The organism is Caballeronia sp. AZ7_KS35 (assembly GCF_023631045.1).
GTDB classification, from domain to species: domain Bacteria; phylum Pseudomonadota; class Gammaproteobacteria; order Burkholderiales; family Burkholderiaceae; genus Caballeronia; species Caballeronia zhejiangensis.
The window spans coordinates 239316-252205 of sequence record NZ_JALQDV010000032.1 but is presented as its reverse complement, the minus strand read 5'-3'; the positions used below and the strand labels follow the sequence as shown (position 1 = coordinate 252205).

Annotated in this window: 13 protein-coding genes; 12 read left to right on the top strand and 1 reads right to left on the bottom strand. The window is 65.7% G+C overall.

Going from position 1 to position 12890, the window contains the following annotated elements; genetic code table 11:
* The first annotated feature begins 242 nt into the window (after positions 1 to 242).
* The 11 genes from NCT05_RS20925 (at position 243) to NCT05_RS20875 (ending at position 11096) form a co-directional block, all read left to right on the top strand.
* Positions 243 to 1631, top strand: coding sequence for a type II and III secretion system protein family protein (locus NCT05_RS20925; protein WP_033536724.1), 1389 nt, complete (start codon positions 243 to 245; stop codon positions 1629 to 1631).
* Between the two features lie 10 nt (positions 1632 to 1641).
* Positions 1642 to 2028, top strand: coding sequence for a CpaD family pilus assembly lipoprotein (locus NCT05_RS20920; RefSeq protein WP_175979509.1), 387 nt, complete (start codon positions 1642 to 1644; stop codon positions 2026 to 2028).
* Positions 2029 to 2048: 20 nt separating this feature from the next.
* Positions 2049 to 3269, top strand: coding sequence for a CpaE/TadZ family protein (locus tag NCT05_RS20915; protein WP_008352922.1), 1221 nt, complete (start codon positions 2049 to 2051; stop codon positions 3267 to 3269).
* Positions 3269 to 4693, top strand: a complete 1425-nt coding sequence (locus tag NCT05_RS20910) for a TadA family conjugal transfer-associated ATPase (protein WP_008352923.1) — start codon at positions 3269 to 3271, stop codon at positions 4691 to 4693. The genes NCT05_RS20915 and NCT05_RS20910 overlap by 1 nt, the downstream gene beginning before the upstream one ends.
* Entirely contained in the window at positions 4690 to 5664 is a 975-nt protein-coding gene (locus NCT05_RS20905) for a type II secretion system F family protein (RefSeq protein WP_175979508.1), read from the top strand. The genes NCT05_RS20910 and NCT05_RS20905 overlap by 4 nt, the downstream gene beginning before the upstream one ends.
* Entirely contained in the window at positions 5661 to 6626 is a 966-nt protein-coding gene (locus NCT05_RS20900) for a type II secretion system F family protein (protein WP_175979507.1), read from the top strand. The genes NCT05_RS20905 and NCT05_RS20900 overlap by 4 nt, the downstream gene beginning before the upstream one ends.
* A complete protein-coding gene (locus NCT05_RS20895) occupies positions 6623 to 7498 on the top strand; it encodes a tetratricopeptide repeat protein (RefSeq protein WP_250503088.1) in 876 nt (291 codons plus the stop codon). The genes NCT05_RS20900 and NCT05_RS20895 overlap by 4 nt, the downstream gene beginning before the upstream one ends.
* Positions 7495 to 7989 (top strand): TadE/TadG family type IV pilus assembly protein, encoded by a 495-nt coding sequence (locus tag NCT05_RS20890; RefSeq protein ID WP_008352927.1) that lies wholly within the window; start codon positions 7495 to 7497, stop codon positions 7987 to 7989. Before NCT05_RS20895 ends, NCT05_RS20890 begins: the two co-directional genes overlap by 4 nt.
* On the top strand, positions 7986 to 8732 hold the full coding sequence (locus NCT05_RS20885) for a TadE/TadG family type IV pilus assembly protein (RefSeq protein ID WP_250503087.1): 747 nt from the start codon (positions 7986 to 7988) through the stop codon (positions 8730 to 8732). The genes NCT05_RS20890 and NCT05_RS20885 overlap by 4 nt, the downstream gene beginning before the upstream one ends.
* The gene (locus tag NCT05_RS20880; RefSeq protein ID WP_250458006.1) at positions 8708 to 10519 is read left to right on the top strand and encodes a TadE/TadG family type IV pilus assembly protein; all 1812 of its coding nucleotides are present in this window, start codon (positions 8708 to 8710) and stop codon (positions 10517 to 10519) included. Before NCT05_RS20885 ends, NCT05_RS20880 begins: the two co-directional genes overlap by 25 nt.
* A 73-nt stretch (positions 10520 to 10592) precedes the next feature.
* Positions 10593 to 11096: a DUF6496 domain-containing protein gene (locus tag NCT05_RS20875; protein ID WP_008352931.1), complete on the top strand. Its 504-nt coding sequence runs from the start codon at positions 10593 to 10595 to the stop codon at positions 11094 to 11096.
* Here the strand turns inward: NCT05_RS20875 and NCT05_RS20870 are convergent.
* Positions 11081 to 12004 carry a LysR family transcriptional regulator gene (locus NCT05_RS20870; protein WP_250503086.1) on the bottom strand — a complete coding sequence of 308 codons (924 nt, stop codon included), beginning with the start codon at positions 12002 to 12004 and terminating at the stop codon, positions 11081 to 11083. The two genes, NCT05_RS20875 and NCT05_RS20870, sit on opposite strands and share 16 nt — an antisense overlap.
* Before the next feature lie 114 nt (positions 12005 to 12118).
* Here NCT05_RS20870 and NCT05_RS20865 point away from each other — a divergent pair, with 114 nt between their 5' ends.
* Positions 12119 to 12889 carry a transporter substrate-binding domain-containing protein gene (locus tag NCT05_RS20865; RefSeq protein WP_008352936.1) on the top strand — a complete coding sequence of 257 codons (771 nt, stop codon included), beginning with the start codon at positions 12119 to 12121 and terminating at the stop codon, positions 12887 to 12889.
* Position 12890: the final 1 nt, after the last annotated feature.

The window sequence follows — 12890 nt, the reverse complement described above, 5'->3', positions numbered from 1 at the left end:
TCGTCCGCCGCGGCCGAACGCGGCGCCGATATGGAGCAGCAGCATCAAGTCACGGCAGCACAGTGCCAGGATCGAATCTCATGAGAACGCAGTTGGACTTCAGCAGCATCGAAAGACGGAGCGCGCGAACCGTGCGGAACGCACGAATCGCGCTCGCGTGCGCCGGCGCGCTGCTGGCGGGGTCCGTAGCGGCGGCGCAGCCGGTCATGTCCACGAAGCCGGGCGATGACGCCGCGCCCGCCATGCAGCTCGCGCAGCAGACTCGCGTGCGCGCCGCGGCGCCTGCGCGGACCGCGCTCGCCGCCCAGGCGGACGCCGCCGTCACGCTCGGCCCGCTTACGCTCGACGCGGGCAAGGGCACGATGCTGCGCCTGCCCGAGGATGCGACTTCGGTGTTCGTGGCCGACCCGTCGATCGCGGACGTGCATGTGCCTTCGCCCAAGACCGTGTTCGTGCTCGGCAAGAAGAACGGCACGACGACCTTGTATGTGCTCGGGCCGGGCAACAAGACGCTGCTTCAGCGCACCGTGGTCGTCGCGCGCGACATGCTCTCGGTGCGCAACATGCTCGCCGCGCGCTTTCCGAACCTGAACCTGCAGACGAGCTCGGGCCAGGGCTCGCTGCTCGTCTCCGGCCAGGTGCCGACTTCCAGCGATGCCGATGCGATCGTGCAGGCGCTGACGCCGTTTCTCGCCGACAAGGAAGTGCTCATCAACCGCCTGACGGTGGACCGTCCGCTGCAGGTGCAGTTGCGCGTGCGCATCACGGAAGTGGACCGCAACGTGACGCAGCAGCTCGGCATCAACTGGCAGGCGCTCGGCAATTCGGGCAACTGGCTCGGCGGGCTCTTCGCGGGCCGCGCGATCCAGAATCTGAGCCAGCCGATCGTCGGTTCGAACGGCGGCGTCGTGTATCCGATCAACCTGCCGTCCAACAACGCGTTCTCCGTTCTCGCGGGCTTCAAGGCGGGCAATACGGACATTCGCGCGCTCATCGACGCACTGAATCAGGAAGGCCTGCTCACCGTGCTCGCCGAGCCGAATCTCGTCGCGATGTCCGGCCAGACCGCGAGCTTCCTCGCGGGCGGCGAGTTTCCGATTCCCGTCTCGCAGACCAACGGCGCGATCTCGGTCGAATTCAAGCAGTTCGGCGTCAAGCTCGACTTCACGCCGACCGTGCTCAACGAACGCCGCATCAGCCTGAAGGTGCGCCCGGAAGTGAGCCAGATCGATTCGACCGCGAGCGTGACGACCGGCGGCGTGACCGTGCCGGGCCTCTCGGTGCGCCGCGCCGATACGACCGTCGAGCTGGCGAGCGGCCAGAGCTTCGCGATCGGCGGGCTGTTGCAGAGCAATACCACCGACATCGTTTCGCAGATTCCCGGCATCGGCTCGATTCCGGTGCTCGGCAAGCTGTTCTCGTCGTCGAATTACCAGAACAACAAGACCGAGCTGGTCATCATGGTGACGCCGTATCTCGTCGAGCCGACCGATCCCGCGAAGCTGCGTTCGCCGCTCGATTCGCTGATCTCGCCTTCGAGCGACGTCGAATACAGCTTCCAGCGCAAGGCGGGCGCGCAGCCGTCCGCAACCGAACCGCGTCTCGTCGGCGCGGCGGGCTACGTCTACTGAGCGCCCAGCCATGAAACTCGCACTTCGCCCGACCCGCGTCTCGACCCTCGCCGTGCTGCTCGCGCTCGCGTGCGGCCTGTCCGGGTGTTTCCACCCGCCGCGCAACATGCCCAACGAATCGGTGATCGGCTATGACGGCACCGGCGCCGTGCCGCCCGATTGCGCGGCGCTCTCGCGCCCGCCCGTTCTCTCCGATGCCGGCAGGCAGCGCCCGTCGATGCAATGGGGCTGCGCGACCTACACGAATCTCGCGGCGCAGCTCGCGCATCCGGCCGATATCGTCGCGCCGCAGCCGCTCGGCCCCGCCGACGGCGCGACCGCCGCCAGTGCGATGCGCCGCTACGAAACCGGCCACGTCCTCCAGCTCGACAAGTCGTCGACGCGCGATTCGAACTAGCGCCTTCACGGACCGAGAACATGAGCACCACCGAGATCAGCTTCTTCAAAGGCAAGCAGGGCGTCCGGATCGCCGACTTCATCGCGTTCGTGGCGGACCGCAAGACCGAGCAGGTCCTGAAGAGCTTCGTGCTCGAACAGGCGATGCCGCACGTTCACATCGCCGTCGGCAACGTGGACGACGCCATCGCGCATCTGTCGAAGATCGAGCGATCGCCGCTCTTTCTGCTCGTCGATCTGGAAGGATCGGTGATGCCGCTCTCCGACCTCGGCCGTCTCGCGGAAGTGTGCGAGCCCTCGGTGCAGGTGGTCGCGATCGGGGAGCGCAACGACGTCGGCCTGTTCCGCAGCCTGCTCAAGATCGGCGTGCGCGACTATCTCGTCAAGCCGCTGACGGTCGAGCTGCTCAAGCGCACCGTCAACGTCTCCGAGGGCAAGGTGAGCCCGGTGACGCTCGCGCGCGCCGGCAAGACCATCGCGTTCGCGGGCGCGCGCGGCGGCGTCGGCGTGACGACGCTCGCGCTCAATCTCGCGCGTTATCTCGCCGAGGACACGCATCGCCGCGTGGCGTACGTGGACCTGAAGATGTGCGGCGGCGCCGCCAACAGCATGCTCGGCACGCAGAGCAACAACGGCCTCGTCGACGTGCTGCAGAACGTGCATCGTCTCGATCCGCAATATGTCGAACGCACGCTGGTCTCGAACGGCAGCCGCCTCTTCATCCTGTCGGCGGATATCGACTACGGCACGACGAAGCAGTTCGAGCCGGGCGCGCTGCGCCGCGTCGTCGAGCTTCTGTGCGACAGCTTCCACTACGTGATTCTCGATATCGGCGATCCGAACGGCCCGCTCGCCGCCGAAGCCTTCGATCACGCGTCGCGCGTGTATCTCGTCGCGGACCGCTCGGTGCATGCGACGCGCGAGACGATCCGCATGCTGCGCTACATCGAGGATCGCGACAACAATCCGCCGACTTCCGTGGTGCTCAACAATCCGAACGCGGCGGCCGCAGGGAAGGTGCAGCAAACGGATTTCATGACGGCGATCGGCCGCACCGTGCTGCACGAAGTGCAGTTCGAGCCGAAAGCGCTCGCGACCGCCGAGAACCTTGGCGAAGCGCCGGTCGAGCGCGCGCAGAACGGCTTCACGCAGACTATCGCGCGCATCGCCAATGACCTCACCGGCCAGCACGCGACGGTCGAGCGCTCGTTCCTGAGCAAGTTCAAGCTCCGGAGGGCGTGATGTTCGGGCAAAAGCAGGTGCGCGCAGAGCCGCCGTCCGATTCCCGCGACGGCGCGAACGGACAGCCGCAAGGTGAGGCGCCGCCGCTTTCGCTCGTCGAGAAGCAGGCCGCCGCGCCCGCGCCTGCGCCCGTGCGCTCGCAGCAGCCGGACGGCAACGAAGCGCTCGTGCGCTCCGATCTCTTCAAGACGATCCGCGCGGGCGTCTTCGCGGCGATGAATCCGTCGGCGGCCGTCGGCAAGACGCGCGAGCAGATGAAGCCTGCGGTCGAAACGCTGGTGCTCGATGTCGCGGAGCGCGAGCGCCTGAACGTCACGATCGCGGAGCAGGTGCAGATCGTCGGCGAGCTGCTGAACGACATGTTCGGTCTCGGCCCGATCGAACCCTTGCTCGCCGATGAAACCATCACCGACGTGCTCGTCAACGGTCCCGATCAGGTCTGGGTCGAGCGGCACGGCCGGCTCGAACTGACCAACTGCAAGTTCCGCGACAACGCGCACGTCGTCAACGTCGCGCAGCGCATCGCGGCGGGCGTCGGACGTCGTGTCGACGAAAGCAGTCCGATGGTCGATGCGCGTCTCGCCGACGGCAGCCGGGTAAACGTCGTGCTGCCGCCGCTCGCGATCCACGGCGCGTCGATCTCCATCCGCAAGTTCTCGAAGCGCAACATCACGCTGCATCGCATGGCGACGCAGGGCAACCTGTCCGCGCAAATGGCGACCGTGCTCAAGCTCGCGAGCACATGCCGCCTCAACATCATCGTGTCGGGCGGCACCGGGTCGGGCAAGACGACGCTGCTCAACGCGCTGTCTCATTTCATCGGCCACGGCGAGCGCACGGTGACGATCGAGGATGCGGCCGAACTGCAACTCGTGCAGCCGCACGTCGTGAGTCTGGAGACGCGGCCGGAGAATGCCGAAGGTCTCGGCGCCGTGACGCAGCGCGATCTCGTGCGCAATGCGCTGCGGATGCGCCCGGACCGCATCATCCTCGGCGAAACGCGCGGCCCCGAAGCGTTCGACGTGCTGCAGGCGATGAATACCGGCCACGACGGTTCGATGACCACGATCCACGCGAACACGCCGCGCGACGGCATCACGCGTCTCGAATCGATGGTGATGATGGCGAACGGCAACCTGCCGCTCTTGTCGATCCGCCGTCAGATTGCGAGCGCCGTGCATTTCATCGTGCAGATCGAGCGCATGCGCGACGGCATGCGGCGCGTGACGCGCATCACCGAGCTCGTCGGCATGGAAGGCGACGTCATCATCACCCAGGATCTGTTCACGTTCCGCTACGACGCGAGCGCCTACAGCGAAGAAGTGAAGGGCGTCTTCGAAACCGCCGCCGTGCGTCCGGCCTTCGCGCAGCGCGCCGCGTACTACGGCCTCGAAGATGCGCTTCTGGAAGCGATGAAGCCATGAACCTCGTCAATCTCATCACCGTCGCTTCGTTCGTCTGCGTGATGCTGTTCGGCGTGATGGTCGTCATCGTGCAGGACATGCGCAACAATCAGCCGCCGTCGCGCATCCGCCAACGCATGCAGACATCGTTCGCCGGGCGCGGCGCGAACGTGGCGAAGGCCAGCAAGCACGATCTCGACATCTTCCACGTCAATCGCCACGAGAACGCTTTCACGCGCTGGACCGGGCCGCGCCTCGCGCGCCTGCGCACGGTCGCGGGCGCGAACGGCCTTCGTATCGTGATCGTCGCGACGCTCGCGGGCGAGCTCGTCGCCGTCATCGTCAACCGTTTCGCGCCGATGCCGGATTTTCTGCCGCCGCTCGTGTCGATCGGCCTGCCGGCGCTCGCGCTGACCCAGTCGTACCGCTTTCTCGTCGAGCGTTTTCGCAAGCGCTTTCTCGACGGCTTCCCCGATGTCATCGACATGATCGTGCGCGCGGTGCGTGCGGGCGTGCCCGTGACGCAGGTGATCGGCAGCGCGGCGAGCGAATGCCGCGAGCCGCTCAAGAGCGAGTTCCAATTGATGGCCGACTCGCTGCAGGTCGGCCTCGATCTGGAAGAAGTGCTCGCGGTGGCGATGCGGCGCATCGAGATCGCGGATTTTTCGTTCTTCTGCGTATGTCTGCTGCTGCAGCGCGAAACCGGCGGCCAGCTCGGCGAGACATTGGAAAACCTGTCGGGCATCGTTCGCACGCGCCGCGAGATTCGCCAGAAAACCAAGGCGCTGACGGGCGAGGCGCGCATCACGACGAAGATTCTCGCGGCGATTCCGGTTGTCATCATGGGATCGATGTACGCGCTCAACCGCGACTATCTGATGGTGCTGTTCAACACCGATTCGGGTAACAACGTGCTCACGTTCGGCGTGATTTCCATCGTCGTGGGCCTGATCGTGATCGGCAAGATGTCGAAACTCGATACCTCGCGATGAACCAGAACCAGTTCGAAACGCTCATCAATCTGCTGATGCTGTTCGGCCTGTTCGCCGCGCTCGCCATCTGGTGGATGACCAAGCACGGCGGCACGCGCGGGCGCATCGCGGAGCGCGCGCGCATGGCCGCGGCCACGCACCGCTCCGACAACGTCGCGACGGACGACGACGGCGATACGATGACGCGCGGCGAGCGCGTGATGCGCCGGCTCGCGCGCATCGGCGACAAGATCCCGTTCTTCGATGCGAAATATCGGCTCAAGCTACAGAAGGAAATGGTGCGCAGCGGCTATCGCAGCAACCTCGCGGTGTCGATCCTGCTCGCGGTGAAATTCTTCTGCGGGCTCGCCTGCGCGGCGGCCACCGTGATGCTCGGCTCGCGCATTCCGATGGTCGGCGCGTATCCGGCCGCACGCGGCATCGCGATGCTGATGGTGTTCATCGTCGGCATGATCCTGCCGGAGTACGTGGTCGCGTTCCGGGCGTCGCGCCGCCGCAAGATGATGGCCGGCTGCCTGCCCGATGCGCTCGATCTGCTCGTCATCTGCACGAACGCGGGCAACAGCCTGGGCGTGTCGATCCGGCGCGTGGCCAACGAGCTGAAGACGATCTGCCCGCCGCTCTCCGACGAATTCGCGCTCGCCGCCGACGAGCTCAAGCTATCCGGCGACAGCACGCGCGCGCTCAACAATCTCGCCGAGCGCATCGATCTGCCGTCGATTCGCGCGCTCATCTCGACGCTCACGCAGTCGATGCGCTACGGCACGCCCATCACGCAGGCGCTGCGCACGCTGTCGCGCACCGAGCGTCTCGCGCATATCGTCTCGCTCGAAGAGAAGGCCGCGAAGCTCGCGCCGAAGATGGTCGTGCCGATGATGCTGTTCATTCTGCCCGCCATCATCTCGATCGCGGCGGGCCCTGCCGTCATTCAGTTGCTTGCGTTCATCGCGGGAAATAAATGAAGCCATCCTTCCAACGCACCGCGCGTATCGCGGCACTCGCCTCCATGCTCGCACTCGTGCTGGCCGCCACCGGCTGCACGACCACCGTGCGCCAGGTGACCGAAACGCGCCCCGTGCTGCGCAACTCCGCGCCGAGCACGATGAGCGAACTGCGCATCGCCGACACGGCGCTCGAATCGAACAACTTCGAGCTCGCGACTTCGCTGTACGAGAAGATCGTGCAGGCCGATCCGAAGTCCGTGCCCGGCCTGACGGGTCTCGGCAACACGCTGTACGGCGTCGGCGATTTCACGCGCGCGGGCGTCTACTATCAGCGCGCGAGCCAGATCGATCCGAAGGCGACGCCGCCGCTCATCGGCATCGCGCGCGTGGCGATTCATCAACGACGTTTCGCCGACGCCATCGCGACGTATCATCGCGTGCTCGCGATCACGCCGAACGATCCGCTCGCCTGCGCGGGCCTCGGCGCGGCGCTCGATCTCTCCGGCGATCACGCGCACGCGCAAGCGCTGCTGCGCGAAGCGCTGATCGCGAATCCGGGCGATCCGATGCTGTCGCTGAATCTCGGTCTTTCGCTCACGCTGTCGGGCGATCCGCGTCAGGGCGCGAACGTGCTGCTCGACGTGACGCGCTTTCCCGCCGCGCCGCCGCAAGCGCGCCAGAATCTCGCGCTCGCGTACGGCCTGCTCGGCAACGATGAAGCCGCCGCCGCGATCCTGTCGCGCGATTTGCCCAAGGCGTCGGTGCGCGACAACCTGCGTTACTACGAACTGCAGCGCGAGCGCGACGGACAGACGAGCGCGCAGCCGTCGAAGAGCGTCGCCGTCTCCGCGATCGCGACGCCCAAGGTCCAGACGGCGAGCGTGAAATGATCTTGCGCGCGCGGTCGCTCGGAAACCGCCGCTTCTGGAAGCGCATCGCGCGCGACGAGCGCGGCGTATCGGCGATCGAGTTCGCGATCGTCGCGCCGGTGCTGTTCATCCTGATTCTCGGCACGGTCGAAGTCGCGCTCGACATGATCGTCGACGCCTCCGTGCAATACGCGGCGCAGCAGGCCTCGCGCGCGGGGCTCACGACGACCGATCCGTCGAGCGGCACGCGCAGCCAGGAGGCGGCGCGCATCGTCAACAACATTCTCGGCGGCTGGAAGAACATCAACGGCACCGTCGATATCAAGACCTACGCGTACGACTCGTACAACGATATTTCCGCAGGCAACTACGAGGACACGATGGGCGGCTTCGGCGATGTCGTGCTCTACCAGATCACGGTGACGATGCCGACCTTCTCGGGCATTCCGAAGCTCTTCGGCATCAACTCGATGACCTTCCAACGCAACTATCTCGTGCAAAACGAAAAATGAAGCCCGTCAGCGCAACGATGCGATCCCTGTTCGCGGCGGCCGTCACGCGACGCGCGCGCTCGGTGTCGAGACGGCTCATGCGCTCGGAGCGCGGCGCCGTGACGATCGAATTCGTGATCGTCGTGCCCGTGATGCTGCTGATCCTGCTCGGCTTCACCGAGCTGTATCTGTACATGCGCGCCGTGAGTCTCGTCGAGCATACGGCGTTCACGCTCGCGGATTCGATCGGCCAGATGAGCAACGTCATCGACGACACGTCGGACAAGAACAACGCGACCAACGCGAACAGCCTCACGTCGATCTGGGCGGCGGCGGTCACGCTCGCGCAGCCGAACACGCTCGACAGCAAGGGCGGCGTCATCATCACGGCGATCTGCGACCAGAATGTGAACTGCAATTGCACGCAGATGGGCGGAACGCTCGCGCAGACCAAGGGCACGCCGGCGATCATGTGGAGCGCGAAGCCGAAATGGCAGCCGACGGGCATGACGTCGAGCGTCACGGCGACGAAGGTCGTGCCGAGCAACTGGCCGTTCCGCTACGGCGATTCGGCGGTGGCGATCGAAGTCTTCTACCGTTACACGCCGTTCTCGATGACCGCGCCGTTCTGGCGCAGCGCTCCGGGCGAGACGACGATCTACGAGCGTGTCTTCGTTCGTCCGCGCAACGGGCAGGTGCTGGCGCTCTCGAACCCATCCTCGACCTTGTCGACATCGCAATGCGAAAGCAGCACGGCCCTCTGAGCGCGCGCAGCGCGCGCAATCTGGTGTGCGGCGACGAGGGCGCCGTCACGATGATGTTCGCGATCTGCGCGAGCATGATGATCGGCTCGATGTGCATGGCCATCGACTCGATCCACTACGAAATGACGCAGGCGCGCATGCAGATGGCGCTCGACGTCGCGACGCTCTCGGCGGGCGCGGATCTCGCGCACTACGACACCACCAAGCCCGCCGATCTCGCCAACTGGAAGACCGACGCGCGCGCGTTCTACGACGTCAACATGCCGTCCGGCTATCTGTCGCTGAACATGCCCAACGCGAATTTCTCGGCGTCGGTGACGGGCGCGCCCGCGACGGGGCAGACCATCAAGCTCTCGGCATCCGGCTCGATGCCGTTGCTCGCGCCGGTCTTCTTCGGCAAGGCCAAGACGGACACGGGTTCCGACAGCGGCAACAACCAGACCAATCCCGACACGGCGACCGTCAGCGCGAGCAACGCAGCGCTGCGCCTGCCCAAGAGCACGCTCGAACTGGTGATGGTGCTCGACAATACCGGCTCGATGTCCGACTACGCGAACACCAAGGACTACACGGCGGGCACGAAGATCACGGGCTTGCGCGCGGCCGCGCAGAATCTCGTCACCAGCATCTTCCAGTCGTCCACGACCGATTCGTATGTCGGCCTCGTGCCGTTCACGACGATGGTCAACGTCAAGAATGCGTTGCAGCCCACCGGCAAGTGGATCACGCCGCTGTTCGACAACTACAACGCCCAGCATATGTCGATGACCGCCAGCAAGAACTGGAAGGGTTCGGGCTGGGGCGGCTGCGCGGTCGAGCCGCGCGACGCGGGCGGCAACCTGCGCGCGGAGGCCTACGAGCCGGCGTCGTCGCCGAACTTCAGGCCCTTCTTCTGGAATGTGCCGAAGAACAGCTTCTCGGTCTACACGTACACCAAATCGACGAAGAACAAGATCACCACCTGCACGATCAACAGCAACCCGACCGTCACGGTCGGCGCGCCGCTCACGTATCTCACGAGCGGCAGCGTGACGACTTCGTGTGGTACGACATACTCGGGCGCAACGCCGCCCGCGATTTACGACCAGTGGTACGTCAATTCGAGCAGCAATTCGACTTCAACCACGACCTACGATCAGAACGGCAATACCAACTACGGCACCAACGGTCCGTGCAACATCGCGCCTGCGCTCTTTCTCACGAAGAGCCAGAGCGATCTGACGACCGCCATCACCAACATGAAGGCGGCCGGCTCGACGCTGATCCCGACCGGTCTCCTGTGGGGCTGGCGCATGCTGAAGTCGTCGTGGTCGGACAATGTGGCGGGCGCGGGCAACGGCTTCATTTCTACCGACACGTCCTTGCCGCGCCCGGAGACGACGCAGGGCTTGCAGCGCGTGGTCATCGTGCTGACGGACGGCGAGAACGATCCGGGCGGATCGACGGGCTTCATGCCGCCGCAGGCATTCAACGGATTGTCGGGCGTGGGCCGCGCGGATCTGACGTCGAGCACGGTGTTCCCCAAAGGCCCCGGCTCGATGGGCTCCGTCGACGACATCAACACCTACCAGCTCGCGGTGTGCTCGGCGATGAAGCAGGACGGCATCATCATCTATTCGATTACGTTCGGCACTTACGGAACGGATACGGCCAGCGTGAGCGCGCAGACGACGATGCAGAACTGCGCGAGCCCCGGCAACTACTATCACGCGCCGAGCAACACGACGCTCAATCAGATCTTCCAGCAGATCGCGGGCAATCTAGGCGTGCTGCGTCTTACACAGTAAGGTTTTCGGGCGAGGCGGGCACGCACGTTGCTCGCTTCGTCAGGGCAAGTCCACTTCACCAAGGAGGTCCGACATGCCCGAAAAGAAAACTCTCGAGCGCGCGGCGAAAGCCAAACGCGAAGGCAAGTCCCCGAGCACGCAAGCCGGCGCATTCGTGAAGGAGCAGATCGATCACGTTCGCGAGGGCAAGCACGGCGCGAAATCGGCGAAGCAGGCCATCGCCATCGGTTTGTCCGAGGCGCGTCGCTCAGGCGTGAAGATGAAGCCGCCGAAGAAGGGCACGGCGTCCGAGGCGACACGCAAGAAGGCCGCGCAGGACACCAAGGCCGCGCATCGGACGAAGAAGAGCCCGAGCACGGAGTCGAAGGCGAAGCGCTCGGCAACGTCCACGCGCGTGCTCAAGCGCGAAAGCACCAAGGCCGCTTCGCACAAGTCGCTGTCGCGGCAGACGCATGCAGCCGCGAGCCGGCGCTCGGCGGCGGATCGCTCGGCAGCCGCGAAGAAGGGCTGGGCGACGCGCCGCAGGAACGCGGCCGCGAAGTCCAAAGGCTCGCATGCGCGTCACGCATCGCGTTGAGTCGGCAGCATCCGGGCGTACGACACGGCCATCGTCGCGAGTTCCTGCGCGGCGGGCGTGAGCGGCACGCCCGCGCAGCGCAGCAGGCAGACGGGCGTTCTCCCGGCACGTTCGGCGATCGGCACGATCTCGACGTGCTCGCGAAAGAACGGATGTCCGGCGAGGCTCGCGGGTTCGAGCCCGAGATAATCGCTCGACGCAAGGCAATGCAGCGTGTCGAAGACCGCTTCGGTCGTCGCGGCGATGCGCGGCGGCGCGAGCTTCGCGTGCTCGAAGAGCGCCGATAGCTTGTTGGCCGGCGCGCCGCCGCCGCGCTGGCGTGTGCTGACCCATTCGGCGTTCTGCAAGTCGGCCAGTGCGCGCGAACGTGCGAGCGGATGACCGCGCCGCGCGATCACCGCGACGTCGGAATCGAAGAGCGGCGTCGTTTCCATGTCGTGGATGTCCGCGCCCGGTGCGATGAGCGCGAGCGCGAAATCGAGGCTGCCGTCGCGGACCCACGAAGTCAGCATCCGCGACGTCGCGCTCGTCAGATGCACATCGATGCGCGGACAGCGCTCCCGATAGCTCGCCAGCAGCGCGGGAAAAAGCCGCATCGTCGCTTCGGCCGCGAGTCCGAGCGCGACGCGACCCGTCAGTTCGCCGCGCAACTGGCGCATCTCGTCTTCCGTCTTGCGGCATTCCCCCAGAATCAAGTCGGCGCGTACACGCAAGCGCTCGCCGATCGGCGTGAGCCGCGCGCCGCGCACGTCGCGTTCGAAGAGCGGCCCGCCCGCGATCGCTTCGAGCTTCTGCAACTGCTGCGTGATGCCGCTTTGCGCAACGTCGAGCCGGCGCGCGGCGGCGCGCACGCTGCCCGCATCGGCGACGGCGACGAACATGCGCAACTGCGTGAGAGTCAGATCCACGTTCGGCGTCTCCGTCGGTGATCTCGAAAACTGAACATGATAAGCAAAACGCCTCTTTTTGCGAGCGTTTTGGGCCCGTACCATCGGTGGCCACAATCAGGAGGCACCGCGTTCATGCTCAGACTCAGCACGCTTTTTCTCGCCGCCGCGCTCGCCGCCGCCGCGCCGGTTCACGCTAAAGACGCCGACACCTTGCGCCTCGGCATCGATCCCGGTTATCCGCCGATGGACGTGAAGACGCCCGATGGCCACGTCGCGGGCTTCGACGTGGATCTCGGCGATGAAATCTGCCGCCGCATCGCGATGCGCTGCCAGTGGGTCGAACTCGAGTTCTCGGGGATGATTCCCGCGCTGCAGGCCCGCAAGATCGACGGGATCATGTCGTCGATGGCGATCACCGACAAGCGCATGAAGCAGATCGCTTTCTCCACCAAGCTCTTCCAGTTCCGCTCGCGGCTGATCGCGAAGCAGGGCGCGCCGCTCACGGCGAGCGCGCAGGGCTTGCGCGGCAAGCGCATCGGCGTGCAGAGCGGCAGCCAGTTCGAAACCTACGCGATGAAGAACTGGCAGCCGGGCGGCGTCGAAGTGGTCGCGTATCAGAGCATGGACGGCGTGCTCAACGATCTGACCGCGGGACGCATCGATGCCGCGCTGCTCGGTTCCGTCGAAGCGGAGCACGGCTTTCTGAAGACGCCGCGCGGCGCGGGCTTCGCGTTCGTCGGCGAGCCGCTGTCGATGGGCGATCACGGCGTCGGCATGGGTCTGCGGCAGGAGGATGCGGCGCTGAAGGCCCAGGTCGACAAGGCCGTGGGCGACATGCGCGCGGACGGCACGTATCAAAGAATCGCGCGCAAGTATTTCGATTTCGACGTCTACGGCGACTGAA

Excerpts from the sequence above, each read along its gene's own strand:
- NCT05_RS20900 (WP_175979507.1), top strand. The coding sequence starts at position 5,661 with ATGAACCAGAACCAGTTCGAAACGCTCATCAATCTGCTGATGCTGTTC.
- NCT05_RS20875 (WP_008352931.1), top strand. The coding sequence starts at position 10,593 with ATGCCCGAAAAGAAAACTCTCGAGCGCGCGGCGAAAGCCAAACGCGAA.
- NCT05_RS20910 (WP_008352923.1), top strand. The coding sequence starts at position 3,269 with ATGTTCGGGCAAAAGCAGGTGCGCGCAGAGCCGCCGTCCGATTCCCGC.
- NCT05_RS20895 (WP_250503088.1), top strand. The coding sequence starts at position 6,623 with ATGAAGCCATCCTTCCAACGCACCGCGCGTATCGCGGCACTCGCCTCC.
- NCT05_RS20890 (WP_008352927.1), top strand. The coding sequence starts at position 7,495 with ATGATCTTGCGCGCGCGGTCGCTCGGAAACCGCCGCTTCTGGAAGCGC.
- NCT05_RS20865 (WP_008352936.1), top strand. The coding sequence starts at position 12,119 with ATGCTCAGACTCAGCACGCTTTTTCTCGCCGCCGCGCTCGCCGCCGCC.
- NCT05_RS20925 (WP_033536724.1), top strand. The coding sequence starts at position 243 with ATGCAGCTCGCGCAGCAGACTCGCGTGCGCGCCGCGGCGCCTGCGCGG.
- NCT05_RS20880 (WP_250458006.1), top strand. The coding sequence starts at position 8,708 with ATGCGAAAGCAGCACGGCCCTCTGAGCGCGCGCAGCGCGCGCAATCTG.
- NCT05_RS20915 (WP_008352922.1), top strand. The coding sequence starts at position 2,049 with ATGAGCACCACCGAGATCAGCTTCTTCAAAGGCAAGCAGGGCGTCCGG.
- NCT05_RS20920 (WP_175979509.1), top strand. The coding sequence starts at position 1,642 with ATGAAACTCGCACTTCGCCCGACCCGCGTCTCGACCCTCGCCGTGCTG.
- NCT05_RS20905 (WP_175979508.1), top strand. The coding sequence starts at position 4,690 with ATGAACCTCGTCAATCTCATCACCGTCGCTTCGTTCGTCTGCGTGATG.
- NCT05_RS20885 (WP_250503087.1), top strand. The coding sequence starts at position 7,986 with ATGAAGCCCGTCAGCGCAACGATGCGATCCCTGTTCGCGGCGGCCGTC.